The sequence below is a fragment of the Tardiphaga robiniae genome (assembly GCF_001618955.1).
GTDB lineage: Bacteria > Pseudomonadota > Alphaproteobacteria > Rhizobiales > Xanthobacteraceae > Tardiphaga > Tardiphaga robiniae_A.
Genome location: NZ_LVYV01000001.1, coordinates 644,601 through 661,235 on the forward strand (window position 1 = coordinate 644,601; position 16,635 = coordinate 661,235).

At 59.5% G+C, this 16,635-nt stretch carries 16 protein-coding genes; 6 read left to right on the forward strand and 10 right to left on the reverse strand.

All coding sequences use genetic code 11. The features are described 5' to 3' along the window. Positions 1 to 29 precede the first annotated feature (29 nt). Positions 30 to 575, reverse strand: a complete 546-nt coding sequence (locus A4A58_RS03060) for a hypothetical protein (RefSeq protein WP_068729668.1) — start codon at positions 573 to 575, stop codon at positions 30 to 32. A gap of 566 nt (positions 576 to 1,141) precedes the next feature. On the opposite strand from A4A58_RS03060, the gene A4A58_RS03065 reads away from it, so the two are divergent. After that, positions 1,142 to 1,825, forward strand: a complete 684-nt coding sequence (locus A4A58_RS03065; RefSeq protein WP_244499644.1) for a hypothetical protein — start codon at positions 1,142 to 1,144, stop codon at positions 1,823 to 1,825. A gap of 501 nt (positions 1,826 to 2,326) precedes the next feature. On the opposite strand, the gene A4A58_RS03070 is transcribed toward A4A58_RS03065, so the two are convergent. Then, complete coding sequence (locus A4A58_RS03070) at positions 2,327 to 2,797, reverse strand: DUF992 domain-containing protein (RefSeq protein ID WP_081421674.1); 471 nt, start codon at positions 2,795 to 2,797, stop codon at positions 2,327 to 2,329. 191 nt (positions 2,798 to 2,988) lie between these two features. Continuing rightward, on the reverse strand, positions 2,989 to 4,812 hold the full coding sequence (locus A4A58_RS03075; protein WP_068729672.1) for a metallophosphoesterase family protein: 1,824 nt from the start codon (positions 4,810 to 4,812) through the stop codon (positions 2,989 to 2,991). A 1,025-nt stretch (positions 4,813 to 5,837) separates the two neighbouring features. Here A4A58_RS03075 and A4A58_RS03085 point away from each other — a divergent pair. Both A4A58_RS03085 and A4A58_RS03090 read left to right on the forward strand, forming a co-directional pair. Beyond that, positions 5,838 to 6,401: an HdeD family acid-resistance protein gene (locus A4A58_RS03085; protein WP_068730414.1), complete on the forward strand. Its 564-nt coding sequence runs from the start codon at positions 5,838 to 5,840 to the stop codon at positions 6,399 to 6,401. A gap of 70 nt (positions 6,402 to 6,471) precedes the next feature. Then, on the forward strand, positions 6,472 to 7,008 hold the full coding sequence (locus tag A4A58_RS03090) for a DUF1269 domain-containing protein (RefSeq protein WP_068729676.1): 537 nt from the start codon (positions 6,472 to 6,474) through the stop codon (positions 7,006 to 7,008). 176 nt (positions 7,009 to 7,184) lie between these two features. On the opposite strand, the gene A4A58_RS03095 is transcribed toward A4A58_RS03090, so the two are convergent. The 6 genes from A4A58_RS03095 to A4A58_RS03120 are packed head-to-tail and all read right to left on the reverse strand — an operon-like array spanning position 7,185 to position 12,162. Next, positions 7,185 to 7,589 (reverse strand): carboxymuconolactone decarboxylase family protein, encoded by a 405-nt coding sequence (locus tag A4A58_RS03095; RefSeq protein WP_068729678.1) that lies wholly within the window; start codon positions 7,587 to 7,589, stop codon positions 7,185 to 7,187. A gap of 59 nt (positions 7,590 to 7,648) precedes the next feature. After that, positions 7,649 to 8,371, reverse strand: a complete 723-nt coding sequence (locus tag A4A58_RS03100) for an ABC transporter ATP-binding protein (RefSeq protein WP_068729680.1) — start codon at positions 8,369 to 8,371, stop codon at positions 7,649 to 7,651. Then, complete coding sequence (locus A4A58_RS03105) at positions 8,368 to 9,093, reverse strand: ABC transporter ATP-binding protein (protein ID WP_068729682.1); 726 nt, start codon at positions 9,091 to 9,093, stop codon at positions 8,368 to 8,370. The genes A4A58_RS03100 and A4A58_RS03105 overlap by 4 nt, the downstream gene beginning before the upstream one ends. Then, positions 9,090 to 10,061, reverse strand: coding sequence for a branched-chain amino acid ABC transporter permease (locus A4A58_RS03110; protein ID WP_068729684.1), 972 nt, complete (start codon positions 10,059 to 10,061; stop codon positions 9,090 to 9,092). Before A4A58_RS03110 ends, A4A58_RS03105 begins: the two co-directional genes overlap by 4 nt. Beyond that, positions 10,058 to 10,918, reverse strand: coding sequence for a branched-chain amino acid ABC transporter permease (locus tag A4A58_RS03115; protein WP_068729686.1), 861 nt, complete (start codon positions 10,916 to 10,918; stop codon positions 10,058 to 10,060). Before A4A58_RS03115 ends, A4A58_RS03110 begins: the two co-directional genes overlap by 4 nt. A 20-nt stretch (positions 10,919 to 10,938) precedes the next feature. Further along, the gene (locus A4A58_RS03120; RefSeq protein ID WP_068729687.1) at positions 10,939 to 12,162 is read right to left on the reverse strand and encodes an ABC transporter substrate-binding protein; all 1,224 of its coding nucleotides are present in this window, start codon (positions 12,160 to 12,162) and stop codon (positions 10,939 to 10,941) included. A gap of 114 nt (positions 12,163 to 12,276) precedes the next feature. Here A4A58_RS03120 and A4A58_RS03125 point away from each other — a divergent pair, with 114 nt between their 5' ends. The 3 genes from A4A58_RS03125 to A4A58_RS03135 all read left to right on the forward strand — a co-directional run bounded on the left by A4A58_RS03125 (position 12,277) and on the right by A4A58_RS03135 (position 15,151). Next, complete coding sequence (locus A4A58_RS03125; RefSeq protein ID WP_068729690.1) at positions 12,277 to 12,960, forward strand: GntR family transcriptional regulator; 684 nt, start codon at positions 12,277 to 12,279, stop codon at positions 12,958 to 12,960. Between the two features lie 61 nt (positions 12,961 to 13,021). Then, positions 13,022 to 13,912, forward strand: coding sequence for an NAD(P)-dependent oxidoreductase (locus A4A58_RS03130; RefSeq protein ID WP_081421676.1), 891 nt, complete (start codon positions 13,022 to 13,024; stop codon positions 13,910 to 13,912). Beyond that, on the forward strand, positions 13,913 to 15,151 hold the full coding sequence (locus A4A58_RS03135) for an alpha/beta fold hydrolase (RefSeq protein ID WP_068729692.1): 1,239 nt from the start codon (positions 13,913 to 13,915) through the stop codon (positions 15,149 to 15,151). 298 nt (positions 15,152 to 15,449) lie between these two features. On the opposite strand, the gene A4A58_RS29505 is transcribed toward A4A58_RS03135, so the two are convergent. Further along, positions 15,450 to 16,421, reverse strand: coding sequence for a DUF2778 domain-containing protein (locus A4A58_RS29505; protein WP_244499645.1), 972 nt, complete (start codon positions 16,419 to 16,421; stop codon positions 15,450 to 15,452). Positions 16,422 to 16,635: the final 214 nt, after the last annotated feature.

The following is a 16,635-nucleotide window of genomic DNA, read 5'->3' on the forward strand; positions in this document are numbered from 1 at the left end:
GTTTCCAGGTCTCTCCGACATCGTTCCAGCTATCCGTTCGCACCTTCTGCAGTGGGCGACACGGTGTCGTCCTCATCGAGCAGAACAGTCGCCCTGGAAAGCCGGTCAAAGAGTTTTCTGCGAGCTGCAACGGGTGGCCACGCGTAAAGAAAGATTTCCGAAGGCTTCCAGATCGCAACCCAGCCCAGAATCAGAAAGCTCTCTGAAAGAACCCTTGAAAATGGTCCCTCCGTCATTCGCTGAGCAAAGACCCAGCCAAGCAAGAGGCAGATGAAAAGAATTACCATTCCGACGACGAGTGACAGCCGGCCGGTCTTGAATAACCCGCTCAGTTCACGTGAGACGGCATGGCTCCGAAGGCCAAAGTAGTATCTGACGGCGGCAGCTATATCAGACACATGCGTTTTCCGGAGTTCGTCAGGCGGCAGATAGATGACGATTTCAATTGGGACACGGTCGGAAAACTCCAGCGCACGGTCAACGATATAATCTTCAGCCTGTAGCGCGAGATCAGTCTCGCGAAACGGAGACGGGTCGAGCGTGTCGAAGAGCTGCGATACCTTGCGAAGCTTCATCTCTATTCGCCCGACTTGTGCACTTTCGGTCGAAAAGTTTCTCATAAAGCCTTTCTCGATCCCCTTCGAGCAACGAGGCGTGCTGGCGCGGCATCGATCAAAGCAGTTTCCCGACCGCGTTGGGACATCCGCTGCACTTTTGTCACTGCGCAACCGCCGCATGGATGTCCGACGAGCCGAGCTGTCCCAACAGACCATTGACGCTGTCACCAGTACAATCAGGTGTTTTCCCTAGGGCCAGGCGCTGGATCCAGATCGCGGAACGCCGATCGCGCCACATTCATTGCGTCGCGTCCGGCGACGCCTCACCCCAAGCTGGAAACGAATGGCGCCTGCGAACTCATCGGGAAATCCCCTAGGTCCCCTAAGGTGATCATCCGATATCGCATCGGCCTCGCAGAGGCCTAGGCTGACCTCCCAGAACAAGAATTTGAAGCCGGAGCTCCGCTCCTCCGGCGAGCCATGAGGTACGCTCCCAGACCATCAAATCAGGTAAGCAGGCGTGCCGCCCACAGTCGCGATACTTGAGATCCGCGAGGGTAGAAGGAATCACGATTGGATCGTCGATGAGTGAACTGGACCTGCCGCCGAGTCGGGATACTGAAGACATTCGCTTCAGAACGAGAAGCATCGTCCTCAGGCAGCTACCCTTTCTCGCCATCCTCGCGCTTGCAATCGCGGGCGTGGCCTATACGAATTTTTCAGGCAAACCGCTCATTGGCTATTGGGAGTTCCTTGCCCTCGCAATTGGCGTTGTATGCGTCGTAACCGAATGGACCGAGCTCGATGACAGGCAGGCTCGGGTTCGACTGGTGTGGACGCAAGCGCTTCACTGGATCGCGGTTCTTGTTACGATGAACATCATGCTGCTGGCGGGCGTTCAACAGCTTCTGCCCGCGCCTGCGACGAGTCTCGTGCTTCTGATATTGCTGGCACTCGGCACCTTTCTCGCCGGGCTGAACCTTATGTCGCTGCAAATGGGATTTCTCGGCCTCTCGATGGCTCTGGCAGTTCCCGCGATCTCCTGGATCAAGCAATCTGCGCTCTTTCTGATTCTGGTTGTGGTCTTCGTGATCGGCCTTGCCATGGCTTTCTGGTCGCTCCGGACGGATACGCGTCGATCTGAGCGAACGGCGTCTTCACGGCCCGCCTCGCCGGGCGATCCGGTTGCCGATCACGAAGACACATCAGACGAAGATACATCGGACATCGAAGCGGCTCGCCGGCGCCTTGGGCTAAGCGACGATTAGCGGATCTGACAAACCAGGAAGCTGCGTTAGGCCGCATGGAGATGCGCAGCTTTTTCATTTAAGAGTTTCCGTGGGAGCGATCCTTGTTGGGAGATGTCATGAAGCGCTTTACTGCTGCAGCAGGCTCAGGGCTGATTTTCTTGTGCGCTGCGTTCTCCGCGACTGCAGAGCCTCGCGATTCCGTCGAGCGTGGTCAAAGACTGGATTCTGAAGCAATTCGGGACGATGTCCGCACCAATCGCCTGAAGACACCAGCGTCCCCGCTCAACGTGGAACAACCGCGGCAACCACAAGGACAGACACTGCAGCGCAGAGGGCGACCACGCTTGCACGCCATGCCGCGACCTCCGAGCGAGCGACAAATGCGGCTGCGCCGGCAACAGAAATCAGTCGAGTGACAGGATTAATATAGCGGTTTACGCGGCTGGCGGACCACGATCCCGCATCGCGTGATGTCGTTGGCCTGGTTTCACGGGACTATCAAGCTAGCTGGCGCCACCACTAGCGTAACGTCAGCGTCGCTATTCCCGCGGCAAGGCTCACGCCGATCTGGCGCTCAAGCGACAGTGGCTGGAGCATCACAGTCCTGCGAGATCCCCCAATCAGAATATTCGCGCCCAGACCCGGGCCAAACGCAACGCTGCCACTCGCGCCGACGTAATTTCCACGGAGCGTACCCCGGCCGACCTGTGAGTTCCGGGCGAAGACCCGCCAGACCAGCGCGCTCGCTGGGGTCACGCCGAGATCCAAGCCGATGCGGCGCACTGTTCCCTCATAGATGTACTGCCGTGACGCATTTCGTATCCTGAACACACATCGCAGTGTCTGACGTGAACCGATAATCAGGCCAATCCGGGGATTGCTCATACATGTCAGTGTTCCTGCCCTGAATGCGGCGGAGGAAGCCGGCAGCGATGAGACGCAAAGCAAAAAGGATGCGCCGAAAAGTCCAAGCAGGGCCTTCTTGATCATGCGAGCCTCCACTTTCTGCGTGAGAATATGGCAGTGGCTACTCAGCGCCGCAAGTTCGTCACGTCAGACACAACTCACAGCTGATTCGATTTCGATTCGAATAGTTACGACGCGATGCGGCTCGGCGCGATTGCTCTGCTCGATTCATTTCCGCAGACGCGTGTCTGCCGGTCGGGCATCGACCGGCCATGTCAAGTTGATGACCTAGTGGTCGTATCCTCCGCCGCATCCACGCGGACGCTCGCGCCCGCCAGCACGTCGATCCGCTCCGGCTCAAGCAAGCAAAGCTGCTCATTCGGCCCGGCCGCAAGTCTGTGAACATAGAAGTGCGTGCAGGCCGCATCAGCAGCGGCCATGACTGGCGACGGAGCCGAAATGACCTTCAACGCGCCAAAGGTGCCGATCCAGTCAATATGGCGATGCCCGTGCATGACGATGGTCCGATCGGCAAACGTCTCCAGCCGACGTACAAACCAGCTGCCGTTGATCACAGCCGTGCCGATGCGTTCAGCAAACGCGGTCACTGGCATCGGATACTCCATCAGGTGATGGTGCAATGCGATTATCCAGCGTGCCTTCGGGAACTGAGCGATAAAGGCCTCCAGCCGGCGCGTCTGCTCGATCGAAACGAAGCCAAGTGCATTGGTGAAGGAGAAATGTGTTTCAGCATTGGAATTGAGAAGCGCTATGCCGAGTCCATTCTCCTCCAGAGGCGGAACGACCATCGGATACAAGTCATCGAAGACCCCACGCAGTCGCGCTGCACGCTGTAGGCCACCGAGATCTGCGAAATCCGCCATGTGACGGCGATACGGCGCCAGCACGTCGTTCAGTGTCGTTGTATGACCTTTTCCGTCTTTCACAACAAACGCACGATCGCCCTGAATGGCAGCGATGGCCGAAAGCGTGCGGACCTGCCGCAGCCGTTTACCCGGACTGAACGGTAGATCCAGCCGGGCCGGATTCGCCCGGTCCACGATGTTGATATCGTGATTTCCGGGCAGCACGAACGTACGCGAAAAGAGGTCCGGATAGCGCGACAGGACGTCCAGGAACTCCGCCCATTCGGTCGCCCGTCCAGCATCGGTCATATCGCCGCTGATCAGCACATGGTCGAGCGGATCAACAGCGTGAATAGCGGCCAGCCGCGCCATCACCTGCTGCAGACGCTCATTTCCCTGCGGCCCGGCGCGCCCGCTTTCAATGCGAAAACCGTAACGTTCGCCAACCACATGGAGGTCCGACAAATGAGCCACACGCCAGATCCTGGTGTGTGCCGGCGCTGCATCGAACGCGACAAGATCAACTGGCTGCGCCATACGGGCATCGGCCAGGCCCCAGACAAGCGATGCGCCGGCAAGGTAGCCGCATATCAAGACTGCGGCATTTGCCAGCGTCGGAATGATCAAACGATGAGGAACACCGAGGTCCTCCAGACTTCCTGTCCAGCGCGAGGCTGGCCACGCCCACATCGCGATCGCCACAGCGCAAATGGAGATGGCGATTCCTGCCGCGGCCGAATTCACCGCGCGCAACCGCGCTCGTCCTTGCACGGTCAGATTTCTTCCCAGCACCTTCTCCGTCAGATGCTGTAGCCCTTCACGGCCGAAGACATATCCGGGCTGGATGGCAAGCGCATTGAGAGACCAGAAGTTGATCTCGGCGACCCGAAACAGCGGCTTCCAGCCGATCCACCCCAGCGCGACGATCCCGATCGCCACCAGGAACGCGCCAATCTCCGTCAGTACGAGAACCTTGTCCGACAGAGTTGAGAGCCAGGCAGAAGCAACCAATGCCGCGAGACCCAACGACACCGCCGGCAGTAACAACGATACTGTCCAGGCAAACAGGAGCTTTGGCAGACTGACTTCAACAAGCAGGCTCCCGGCCATCGAGAGCAGGGTTCGCTGTTCAGGGCTGGCGGCATCATCCTCGATATCGCCCCGCCGCGGGTCGATTGTTTCTCTGTTCCGTTCCTTCGTTGGCTCGCCGTCTCCCGCGTCCCCTCTCTTCATGGCATCGCCTCTTGTGAGCAGGCATGATCCCGTCACCGGAGTAATGCTATCACATCTTCGACGACATTCGCGCACGTCAGGGTTTGACCCGATGCAACATCACCGCTCGTATGATGTAATTACTAAGGCATGGCGAGAGATGAGCGCCGCAAATGGAGACAGGTAACTGAAAATATCGCTCAATTTCTCGAACATGTTGCAACATGCAGATCCAAACTAAGCGGTTTAAGACTTCTGCAAATTGAGACAGCGAGGCATACCCATATCGAGCTCATCTTCCCGTCCTGATTGACTGACTACGCCTTTGGTAATATCCATTCTTGCCGTGCGATATCAAAAATCAGGCTGACACAAAGCCGGAACGGAGTCCCATGGACTCGCAATCGATCGCAACACAGGCTGAACGGCCTTATGTCCCGACTGGGAAATTGGTCCGCCCGGAGACTGTTCAAAGGCTGGCGTCTGAAGACCAGGGCCGCTTCACAACCACCTTCATTGTCGAACGATCATTCGCGGCTGCGATTTGCACGCCCATGCATACCCGCGTCCCACCATTGATCTTTCGATGCCGTCGCCATTCGAAGTCGCTGCGAGTACCGGCTCTGCCGTGCAGTTCCGGCGTCTCATATCCCCGACGTTCCTTTTTCTATCCGTGAAAGGAGAAGTCCTATGGAAGTGATGGATCGGCGAAACCTCTTGCAGGGCCTTCTGTTCAGCGCGGTCGCCACGGGCCTTGGCACGAGCGTCTTTCTGACGACTGCTAAGGCCGCGCCAATCCCGCTGCAGAAAGACCTTGCCAACAAGTTGGAGCCCCTCACCGAGAACGCCCAGGTGGTCGTGGTCGGCCGCCCGCCACGCAGGGTCCTTCACCGCCCGCATCGATCGTGGCGACGTCGTCGCCGTGTGTGCTGGTGGCGCCATGGTCGCCGCGTCTGCGCGTGGCGCTGATGGTGTGAAGCGCATGCGCTATGGCACGCGCGGCCTCAAATCATAGCGCAAAAGCAGCGCAGGAGCGGGAGGACAAGATGACGACGTATGGTAGCAGCTCCTCTGTAAGCGTCACCGGCTTGCCTTCACCGCCGTTCTGGATATGCGTACTGCTTGGCATCGTTCTGATTTTGGCCGGGCTCCTGATCCTCGGCGATGTCGTTCTCGCCACTGTCATCAGCACGCTGTTCATCGGCTGGACGGCCATTGCCGCTGGCGTATTCGAAATGATCCATGCGTTCTGGACCAAGGGATGGGGAGGATTTCTGTGGCAAATCCTCCTCGCCATTCTCTACATCGCATTCGGCATCGTTCTGGTGCAACAGCCCGTCGCCGGCGCAATCATCCTCACCTATGTCCTCGGTATATTGCTGCTGATTTCCGGCTTCATTCGCATGCTGCTTGGATTTAACCGCTGGAGCAAAGGGGGCTGGATCATGTTGGCTTCAGGACTCTTCGGCGTTCTGGCAGGCCTGGTTATTCTGACCGGCTTTCCCGGGACAGGCCTGTGGGTTCTTGGCTCTCTGCTGGCCGTCGACATGATCTCCCACGGATTGGCGTGGCTCGCTTATGCATGGCAGCTGAGAACCAAGGCAGCATAGCCGCAGAAGAAACCATCAACGACGCAGACCACGTGGCACCATAGAAATCTCTCAGTCAGGAGGATTGGAAATGTCAGATCTCGTTGCGATCATCTATCCATCCGAAGCAAAAGCCGAAGAGGTACGGCAGCGTCTGTTCAAGCTGCAGAAGGAATATCTGATCACGCTCAGCGATGCCGTTATCGCGGTGAAAACCGAAGCCGGTCCCGTCAAGCTGAACCAGTTGATGAACACCACCATGGCCGGCGCGGCCTCCGGCAGCTTCTGGGGATTATTGATCGGCGTGCTGTTCCTGAATCCCCTTCTCGGCGTGGCGCTGGGCGCCGCATCCGGTGCATTGGGCGGCGCACTGACGGACTATGGCATCAACGACGATTTCATGAAGGAGCTATCGGCAAACCTTCAGCCGGGAAATGCGGCGCTGTTCGTTCTCATCAAGAGCATCACTGCGGACAAGGTCCTTAAGGAAATCCAGGACGCCGGCGGCACCGTGTTGAAGACGTCCCTCGACGATGCCAAGGAGCAGGCGCTCAGGAACGCGCTCGCCAAGGCCACGGTCGAGCCCCAGGCTCAGGCAGCACCAGCGGCGTCCACGAGCGCTGCCTGAGCTTGCGAGACTGGCATATAGGCGCAACAGAAGCGCCCGGCGTGGATGTCTGCGTCAATCGCTCCTGTTCGTATCGTCGCTGTGGATAGCGAAGTCCGCTTGATCTTGCGCAGATCGAGCGGACTGTTGAAGGAGCAGCAAAGGACGCCTCAAGCGGCTAGCGTTATGCCAGCGACCTACTCCACCTTACCCATCTCTTTGAGCACTTCATTCGCGGCTTTGAACGCATCGAGGCCGGCCGGGATGCCGCAATAGACCGTGGCGTGCAACAGCACTTCCTTGATCTCGTCGACGGTGACGCCGTTGGTGATGGCGCCGCGGGTGTGCAGCTTGATTTCCGGCGCGCGGTTCAGCGCCGTCAGCATTGCGAGGTTCAGCATGCTGCGAGTCTTGCGATCGAGGCCCGGACGATTCCAGGCGTAACCCCAGCACCATTCGGTGGTGATGTGCTGGAATGACATCATGAAATCATTGGTCGACTGCATCGACTTGTCGACATAGGCAGCACCAAGCACTTCGCGCCGTGCGGCAAGACCGATGTCGAACATCCCGCCGAGGGTGATCGTCTGATCGTAGCTCATGTTTTCTTCCTTCTGTTTGCGATTGCGAGGGTTCGACGTCGTTCACCCGCCTGTCTCGATCATATGCCGAGATAGGCCGCGCGAACGGCAGGATTTTCATTCAATTCTGCAGACGTGCCCTGCAGCGCGATGCGACCGCTTTCCAAGACATAGCCGCGTGTCGCGACATCGAGCGCCAGTCCGACATTCTGCTCCACCAGCAGGATCGACGTTCCACGGCTGTGAATCTTGGTGAAGGCGTCGTGCATTTCCTCAACGACCTTCGGTGCCAGACCGTGGCTCGGCTCGTCCAGCAGCAACAGCTTCGGCTGCAGCATGAGCGCGCGCCCGACGGCGACCATCTGCTGTTCGCCACCCGACAGCGTGCCCGCCAACTGGCCACGCCGCTCGCGCAGACGCGGGAACAGCTCGAAGATGCCTTCCATGCGCGACGACAGGTCCTTGGCATGCCGCGCGGTGAAGGCACCGAGCATCAGGTTTTCTTCCACCATCATATCCGAAAACACATGACGCCCTTCCGGAACATGCGCGATGCCCAGCGTGGGGATGTCATGCGAGGCGCGGCTCGACAGATCATTGCCTGCAAACCGCAACGTGCCGGTGACATGCGGCACTAGGCGCGAGATCGCGCGCAGGATCGTGCTCTTGCCGGCGGTATTGGCGCCGATGATGCAGACGAACTCGCCTTCGAACATCTGCAGATCGATGCCATGCAGGACTTCGATCTCGCCATAACCGGCATTGAGGCCCTTGATCTCGAGCAGTGGCTGAGACGCACTCATTTGTGGGCCTCCATCGAACGGCCGAGATAGGCTTCCACCACCACCGGATCGTTCGCCACCTGCTCCGGCGTGCCATCTGCCAGAAGGCGACCGAAATTCAGCACCAGGATGCGATCGCAGATCGTCATGATCGCGCGCATGTGATGCTCGACGACCAGCAGCGTGATGCCGTCGTCGCGCAGCGAGCGGATCAGATCCATGATCTCCTGCATCTCGACCGGATTGAGTGCGGCCATCACCTCATCGAGCAGCAGCACTTTGGGGCCGGTGCACAATGCACGTGCCAGTTCGACACGCGCGCGCTCCGGGAACGAGAGATTGCCGGCGAGCTTGTGGGCAACAGATTTGAGCCCGACGCGGTCGAGGCAGATCAACGCCTCCTTGCGCGCGGTCTCGACATCATGACGCAACAGGCCTGCGGTGAGCACGTTGTCGAGCACCGAACTTTCGGCAAACAGCGCCACGTTCTGGAACGTCTTGGTCATGCCGAGCGCCGCGATCTTGTGCGGCTTCTGGCCGACGACACTGGTGCCGTCGAGCTGGATCGAACCACTGTCCGGGCGAATGAGGCCGACCAGCGTACTGAAGAACGTCGTCTTGCCGGCCCCGTTGGGGCCGATCAGGCCGACGATCTGACCTTTCGGCACCGAGAACGTCACATCAGACAGCGCCTGAAGCCCGCCGAAGCGACGCGAAATGCCACGCACATCGAGAATGGTCATGAGCGCGCCTTGTTCGAGAACCGCGCCATCAGCGAGTCAAACACGGTGATGAAGCCGCGTGGACGCCACAGAATGACGGCGATCAGGATGACACCGAAGATCAGTTGCGACAGGCCCGCTGCACCCGACGAGAACAGATCGTTCATCAGTTCCTCAACCGGAATGATGAACAGTGCGCCGAGGATCGGACCGATCGCCGTACCGACGCCGCCGAGAATGGCGATCAGCGCGACGCGAATGGAGATCGACGCGGCGCTGAACACCGTATCCGGATCGAAGAACACGGCGACCTGCGCATAGAGCGTGCCCAGCATGGCCATCAGCACGCCGGAGATAACAGCCGTCTGCAGCTTCACCTTGGTGGTGTCGATGCCGATCACTTCCGCGGCGGCCGGATTTTCCTTGATCGCGCGCAGCCGATAGCCCATGGCGCTGCGCCGGATCGCTTCGAAGATGACCGTCACGATGATCAAGGCGATCAGCGCGATATAGGCATGCGGCAATAGCTGCTTGAACGAGTAGGCAGCGATGCTTGGCGGGACGAACGGCACCGACAGACCGACAGGACCGCCGGTGAGCGACGTCCACACATTGGCGATGACGCGCATCACTTCGCCGAACGCCAGCGTAGCCAATGCAAAGTAATGTCCCTGCAGTCGCATGGTTGGGACGGCAATGATCAGCGCGGCGATGCCACCGAGGAAGCCGCCGGCGAACATGCCGATCCACGGGCTGATGCCGAATTTCAGCACCAGGATGGTGGACGTATAGGCGCCGATGCCGAAGAAGGCTGCGTGGCCAAGCGACGTCTGGTTGGCCAGACCACCGATGATGTTCCAGACCTGTGCCATCGCCGCGAACAGCAGCGTGAAGGTGAGCACGCGGATCCAGTATCCGGTCGGGCTGAGCAGCAGCGGCAACACAGCCGCAATGGCGATCACAGCCAGAATCGCGATCCAGCGTTTCATCGGGATGCTCCTACGAGGCCTTGCGGCCTTACCGCGAGCACGAAAATAAAGACGATGAACAGAATGAGGTTCTGCAACTGGATCGGAAAGAACAGCGACGACAATGCCTGAATGACGCCCACTGCCAACCCGCCGACCACCGCTCCCGCAACGCTGCCGAGACCACCGAGGACAACGACGGTGAACATGAGCACGACGAACTGGCCACCGACTCCGGGGAATACGGTGACATAGGGCAGGATCACCGCGCCGCCAAAGGCCGTGAGGCCGACACCGAGCGCGAAGGCGATCTTGTACATCAATGCAGTATCGATCCCCATCAACTGCGCGGCCATCGGGTTCTGCGCAGTCGCGCGCATCGCCCGACCGAACCAGCTCGTGCGCATGAACCACCACAGGGCCAGACCACAGGCCAGCGACATGCCGAAGGCGATCAGATACGGCACACTGATAAAGAGCGCGCCGAGCGACAGCGACATGGTCTGATAGGACGTGGTCACCGAACGAAACTGTGAACCGAACAGCAGCAGCGACCCGTTCTCGATGACGATCAACAGACCAACAGTGAGGAAGATCTGCGCCACCGAGGGCGCTTTCAACACGCGTGCGATCAACTGCCCCTGCACCAGCCAGCCGATGCCGAATGCGACCGCAAAGGACAGCGGCGCGGCCACCACCGGGTCAAGGCCGAGATAGGCCCAGGCGAACCACGACACGAACATGCCAATCATCAGGAATTCCGCCTGCGCGAAATTCACGATGCCCATCACGCCATAGACCAGCGTCAGGCCGATGGAGATGACGGCGTAGACGCCGCCCACCAGCAACCCGTCGATTATTGCTTGTAGAAATGACACTGCGATCTTTCTTCAGTTCGTCAGGACTTCCAGACCGCGGTGCCCTTGGCGACGTCCTTCGGCCACACCGTGACGAGCTCCTTGTTGCGCCATTGCGCCATCACGGGAACTGACAGGGTATTAAGGCCGGTGCTGTCGAATTCGACGGCGCCGCCGGTCATCGCCTTGGTCCAGCCACCGGTGAATTTTGCGCCGCGCAGCGCGATGGTGACGTCCTCGGCTTTGGCCGACTTCGCCTTCTCGATGGCCTGCACCAGCACGTCGAGAGCGACGGCGTGTTCCAGCGCTTCATGCACCATGAAGTACCCGAAGCGCTTGCGGAAACGTTCGGTGAGATCCGGCGCGAGATCGTAGTTGGCGGGCGCGATCGACAGCACGTTCTCCGCGAATTCGCCGAGGCCCTTTTCGAAGTCGGGAATGACATAACCGGCTGCGCCACCGATGGCCGGGATGGTGATGCGCTGCTGGCGCATGGTGCGGATCAGCAGCAGGCTGTCATTGAGATAGGACACCGGGAAGACGGCCTGGGCGCCGGACGCGCGCAGCTTGTTGATCAACGGCGTGGTGTCGGTGATCCCCAGCGGATAGGCATCGTCCATCGCGATGTCGATATTGGCTGCCTTGGCAGCAGCACGAAGGCCGGCCGCCTGTGCAGTACCATAGGCGGTGTCTTCATACATGATCGCGATCTTGTCGATCTTGGCGCCGGACGCCTGCGCAATCGCCAGCGTGTAGTCGAGCTGCGCCTTGCCGAGCGCAGAGGCCTTGGCGACGATCTGGAAGATGTTCTTGAAGCCGCGACCGGTAATCTGGTCAGCGAAGGACATGGTGAGCAGCGGAATGTCGCGGCGCTCCGTGACTTCCGAAATGGCAATGGTCAGCGATGATGCGAATGCGCCGAGGATCGCCGTCACTTCGTTCTGGGTGATGAGGCGCTGCGCGACGGTGCCCGCGGTGGTGGGCGTCGAGGTCGCGTCCGCAACGATCAGATTGATCTTGGCACCGCCGAGCGCCTTGATGCCGCCGGCTGCGTTGATCTCATCGGCGACCAGTTCGATGCCGTTGCGCGAATTGATGCCGAACTGCGCATTGGCGCCCGACAGCGGCATGATCACGCCGATATTGACCGGCTTCGCCTGCGCGCGCGCCGACGACACAATCATCGGGCTGGCCAGCAGAGACGCGGTTCCGGCGAGCAGCGAACGGCGGCTCAGGCCACCACGATGGGAGGTTGTCTTGGACATGGGCGTTTTCTCCGAATGCAGAACGGCCTTTGCGGCTTCATCGTCAATTCGACATAAAACAGATGAGCGGTCAAGCTGCTTGACAGATTGTCTGATAGACGGTCAACTTGACGCATGGCAAAGATCGAATCGGACCTGAATGTCTCGCGGGAATCGACCAGCCTACGACTGCTGGTTGAAAACCGACTACGCTCTGCAATCGGTAGCGGGCTGTTCAAACCTGGCCAGCGGCTGATCGAGCGTGAGCTGTGCGAGCAGGTCGGCGTCGGCCGCACCTCGATCCGCGAGGCGCTCCGGCAACTCGAGGCAGAGGGCCTTGTCACCACGATCCCGCATCGTGGCCCCATCGTCAGCACTATCAGCGTCGAGGAAGCCGAGCAGCTTTATGATTTGCGCGCGCTGCTGGAGGGCTATGCCGGCCGTGAATGTGCGCGGCTGCGCGATCCGGTGATCATCGAACGTTTGCGCAAACAGTTCGTCCAGATGGGCGCCGTTGCCGGTCAGGAAGACCGCAGCGACCTGTTGGCCGCCAAGACTGAATTCTATGCCGCGCTGCTCGAAGGCTGCGGCAATGTTTTCGTTGAACGCTTTCTGAAGATGCTGCTGAACCGTGTGACGGTGCTCCGCATGACGTCGATGACCCAGTCCAATCGCATCGGCCGCAGTCTTGCCGAAATCGAGACCATCCTTGTCGCGATCGAGGCCGGCGACGAAGATGGCGCCGAGCAGGCTTGCGTCCAGCACATCAAGAATGCCGCCGCGATAGCGCTGGAAGCGCTGCGGCGCGATAATCCCTGACAAGCGCGATCACCTGCCGCGCCAGATATCGACTAAAATAAGAACTTGAAGAGGAACGCTCGTGTCGCATTCAGCCGCTATCAATCCGCCCGCCAAGATCGCCGTCATTGGCCTTGGTAATATGGGACGCCCCATGGCCGCATGCATTGCGCGCGCGGGCTATCAGGTGGTTGGCTTCGATACGTTTGCCGAAGCCCGCGCCAAATATGCCGAAGCCGGCGGGACGTCGGCGGCCACCGTCGATGAAGCCGTCAAGGACGCAGCCGCGGTCATCACCTTGCTGCCCGACGGCAAGATCGTGCGCGCGGCCGTGGAAGGTTTCAAGGCCAAGCTCGCGCCGGGCACGGTGGTGATCGATATGAGCTCCTCCGCTCCGATGGGCACGCGCGCACTCGGCGAAGAACTCATCGCGGCAGGCCTTGCTTTCATCGACGCGCCGGTATCGGGCGGCGTGAAACGCGCCATAGACGGCACGCTGGCGATCATGGCCGGCGGTGACGGCAAGACCATCGATCGCGCCGATCCCGTGCTGAATGCCATGGGCAAGTCAGTCTTTCGCACCGGTCCGCTCGGCTCCGGTCACGCCGCCAAGGCATTGAACAACTACGTCTCGGCAGCAGGCCTCGCCGCTGCCGCCGAAGCCGTTGCCATCGGCGGTAAGTTCGGCATCGACCCGAACGTTCTCGTCGATGTGCTGAACGCCTCCACCGGGCGCAACAACTCGACCGAAAACAAGCTCAAGCAATTCGTTATTCCCGAAAAGTACACCTCGGGCTTTGGGCTGGCCTTGATGGCGAAGGATATCCGCACCGCCGACGAACTCGCACACCAGATCGGCGTCAGCGCGCCGCTGGCAGATGAAGTCACTGCACTGTGGGATGCTGCGCTGGAGAAGCTTGGACCATCGGCCGACCATGTCGAGATCGGCCGCTATCTCACTGCCAGGAAGTAGGTGACGTTGGGCATGGGCCTGATCGACGAGCTTCGCAATCGACTTGCGGTCGCGATTGCCGCGCCGGAGGTGCAGTCCTTTGCGCGCGGACTGGATATTGAAATTCAGTTTGGGATCGACGAGGCCGCCGTCGCGATCGCTTGTCGTAACAACCAACCGGTTGTCAGTATACCCAGCAATGCGCCAGACATCGCGCTATCCGGACCAGCCACAGCATGGCTGAAGGTGCTGGCGTCCTGCCCGCCGCCGACCTATCATTCGTTTTCATCGATCCAGCTACGCAACACCAGCTTCACCGTGACCGGCAATGCACTGGTCATTGCGCAGGCCCGCGCATTTCTTGAAGCCGTGTTTGCGAATCTGACGACGCCGGCCGCGCATGCGGTCGAAGTCGATCTCACGCGCCTTGAGGGCCGCTATCACCGCGTGCACAGCGCCGGCGGGCAGATTGCCGAAATCTATTCAGAGGCCACGGGCACCGGCAGGCCGGTGCTGTGCCTCCACACAGCCGGAGCGGATACGCGGCAGTTTCACGGCGTGATGTGCGATCCCGAACTCGGGCGCGACTGGCGCCTGATCGGCTTCGACATGCCGCTTCATGGCCGCTCGATGCCGCCCGTCGGTTGGGATGGCAGCATCTATCAGCTCGATCAGCCGACCTATCTGGACTGGTGCGCGAGCTTTATCGAACAGGCTATCGGCGAACCCGTTATGGTGATGGGCTGCTCGATGGGCGCCGGCATCGCCATGGCGCTCGCCGCAGAGCGACCTGATCTCGTGAAGGCCGTGATCGCGCTCGAAGCGCCCTTGCGCCCACGCGGCCGTCGTAACGACTATCTCACGCATGCCGGCGTCAATGGCGGCTGGCATTCGGCAGCCTATGTGCGCGGATTGATGAGCCCGTCCAGCCCCGCCGAAGATCGCCGACGCGCTGCATGGATCTATTCGCAGGGTGCGCCGGGCGTCTATGATGGCGACCTGGCTTTCTATTCAGACGAGTTCGACGGCGAGCAAATCGCCAAGCTCATCGATGGCCACAAGATCCCCGTGCATCTCCTGATCGGTCACTACGACTTCTCCGCCACCGTGAGCGATGCCTACGCGCTCGCCGAATGGATCGAAGGCGCCGTGGTGACAGAGATGCCGGAGCTCGGACATTTTCCGATGACGGAGAACCCGCCAAAAATGCTGGACTATCTGCGTCCCGTCTTCCGAGCACTGCGTAGTTTGCCGCTTTGAATGCGTGGGAATTATTCCGGGGGTTGCAGCCCCGGTGACGCCACCCAATTTTCGACCTTCGAGTAAAACAGAAACTGCTGTGCTTTCTTAAGCAACTCGTCTCTCTTCGGGCCGGGCTCCAAGGCGTCAGCTCGCTCAGCACAATTTTTCGCCATTCGCGCGTAGTCACTGGGTGTCATATGCGAATCCCCGGATTCAGCGTTGGCATACTACGAATCTAAATCTGGGCGAAAATTAGTTCGAAAGATCAATCTCAAGCCGAAGTGCGATATCTGAGTACTCACAGACACGACTACATTTACGTTTTTTGTGCCACCATGACAGTCGGATCGGCCAGACTCGGTACAACGATCAATCGCTTCACGGCGCCTGCTTTGTAGGCCTGCAAGAACGTTGTGTAGTCCTTGAACGATACGCAACCGTTCGAATCTCCCTTTGGTCCCATCAGGTAACTGTGCGTAAGTAACCCGGAGCGGCCAAACAGATCACCTTGACCCACCGGCTTCATTCTCAATGCTTCAACGCCGTGAAACGGCTTCTCTCGCTTGCTCAGTTCATATATCTGCGGTGGCGTCGCACCTCGATCATGGACGTGGATTTGCGTTGGATCGTCCATCAGTTCGCCAAGTCCGGAGTGAGCCTCGAGCCGCGTTCCGTCGGGCATGTAAACGGTGCGCGCGGAAATGTCGTAAAGCGCCGTCCGCGTTTCCGCCAATGTTGGAGGTGCACTGTCCTTTCCGTCACCGGAGATTCCACCCTCGGGTGACGCAGATGCTAAAACAGTTTCAGACGGCTGTAGCATCGCGAAGACTTTTTTAAGTGCTGCGCTTACGTTGGACAAAGGATCAGACGGTATTGACGCTTGATCGGGCAGAGACACAGCAATCAAATTGGCCGCCGACGGTCGGACTCTCGGTAGCGGCACTTTTCCATTCGCTGCCGAGATTCCGAGCGAGCTGTCGGCGGGAAGCACTGGCTGCGATCGCATTGCTTGCGCGAGCTGCGACTTAGCCCGTTGAACTTCTAATTCGGCATGAGAAGCCGACACTTCAAAATCAAACGCTTGCGGAAAACGCTGAACGAACGAGACGTCGTCGAGCTGGGGACCACTTGGATTTTTGGCCTTAAAGAAGCTCAGTACATTTTGAGGCTCCCGAACATACGCGCATAACGTCAAAGCCGCAGCAAAGGCTCCGACAGACGCAGCAGCGATAACAATTCGAGATCTACGCAATTGATGCCCCGGACGCGACGCAAAAAGGCTACCCAATAATTCAAGCTCAAATCAAGCCAACGAGCCTGACGTATTGGGCCATTTTGGCCTTGCCAGACTTTGCGCCATTCAGGAAGGCCCGTCTCCCAGAGCGAGAGCTTCCTTTTCCAATCCCAGCCTGCCGATACAGGCTCCTTAAAAACCTAGCCATGACGTAGACATCATCCTGTTACCGCGCGGGGAGCGGAAGGACGACAGCCGGCTCGCAAAT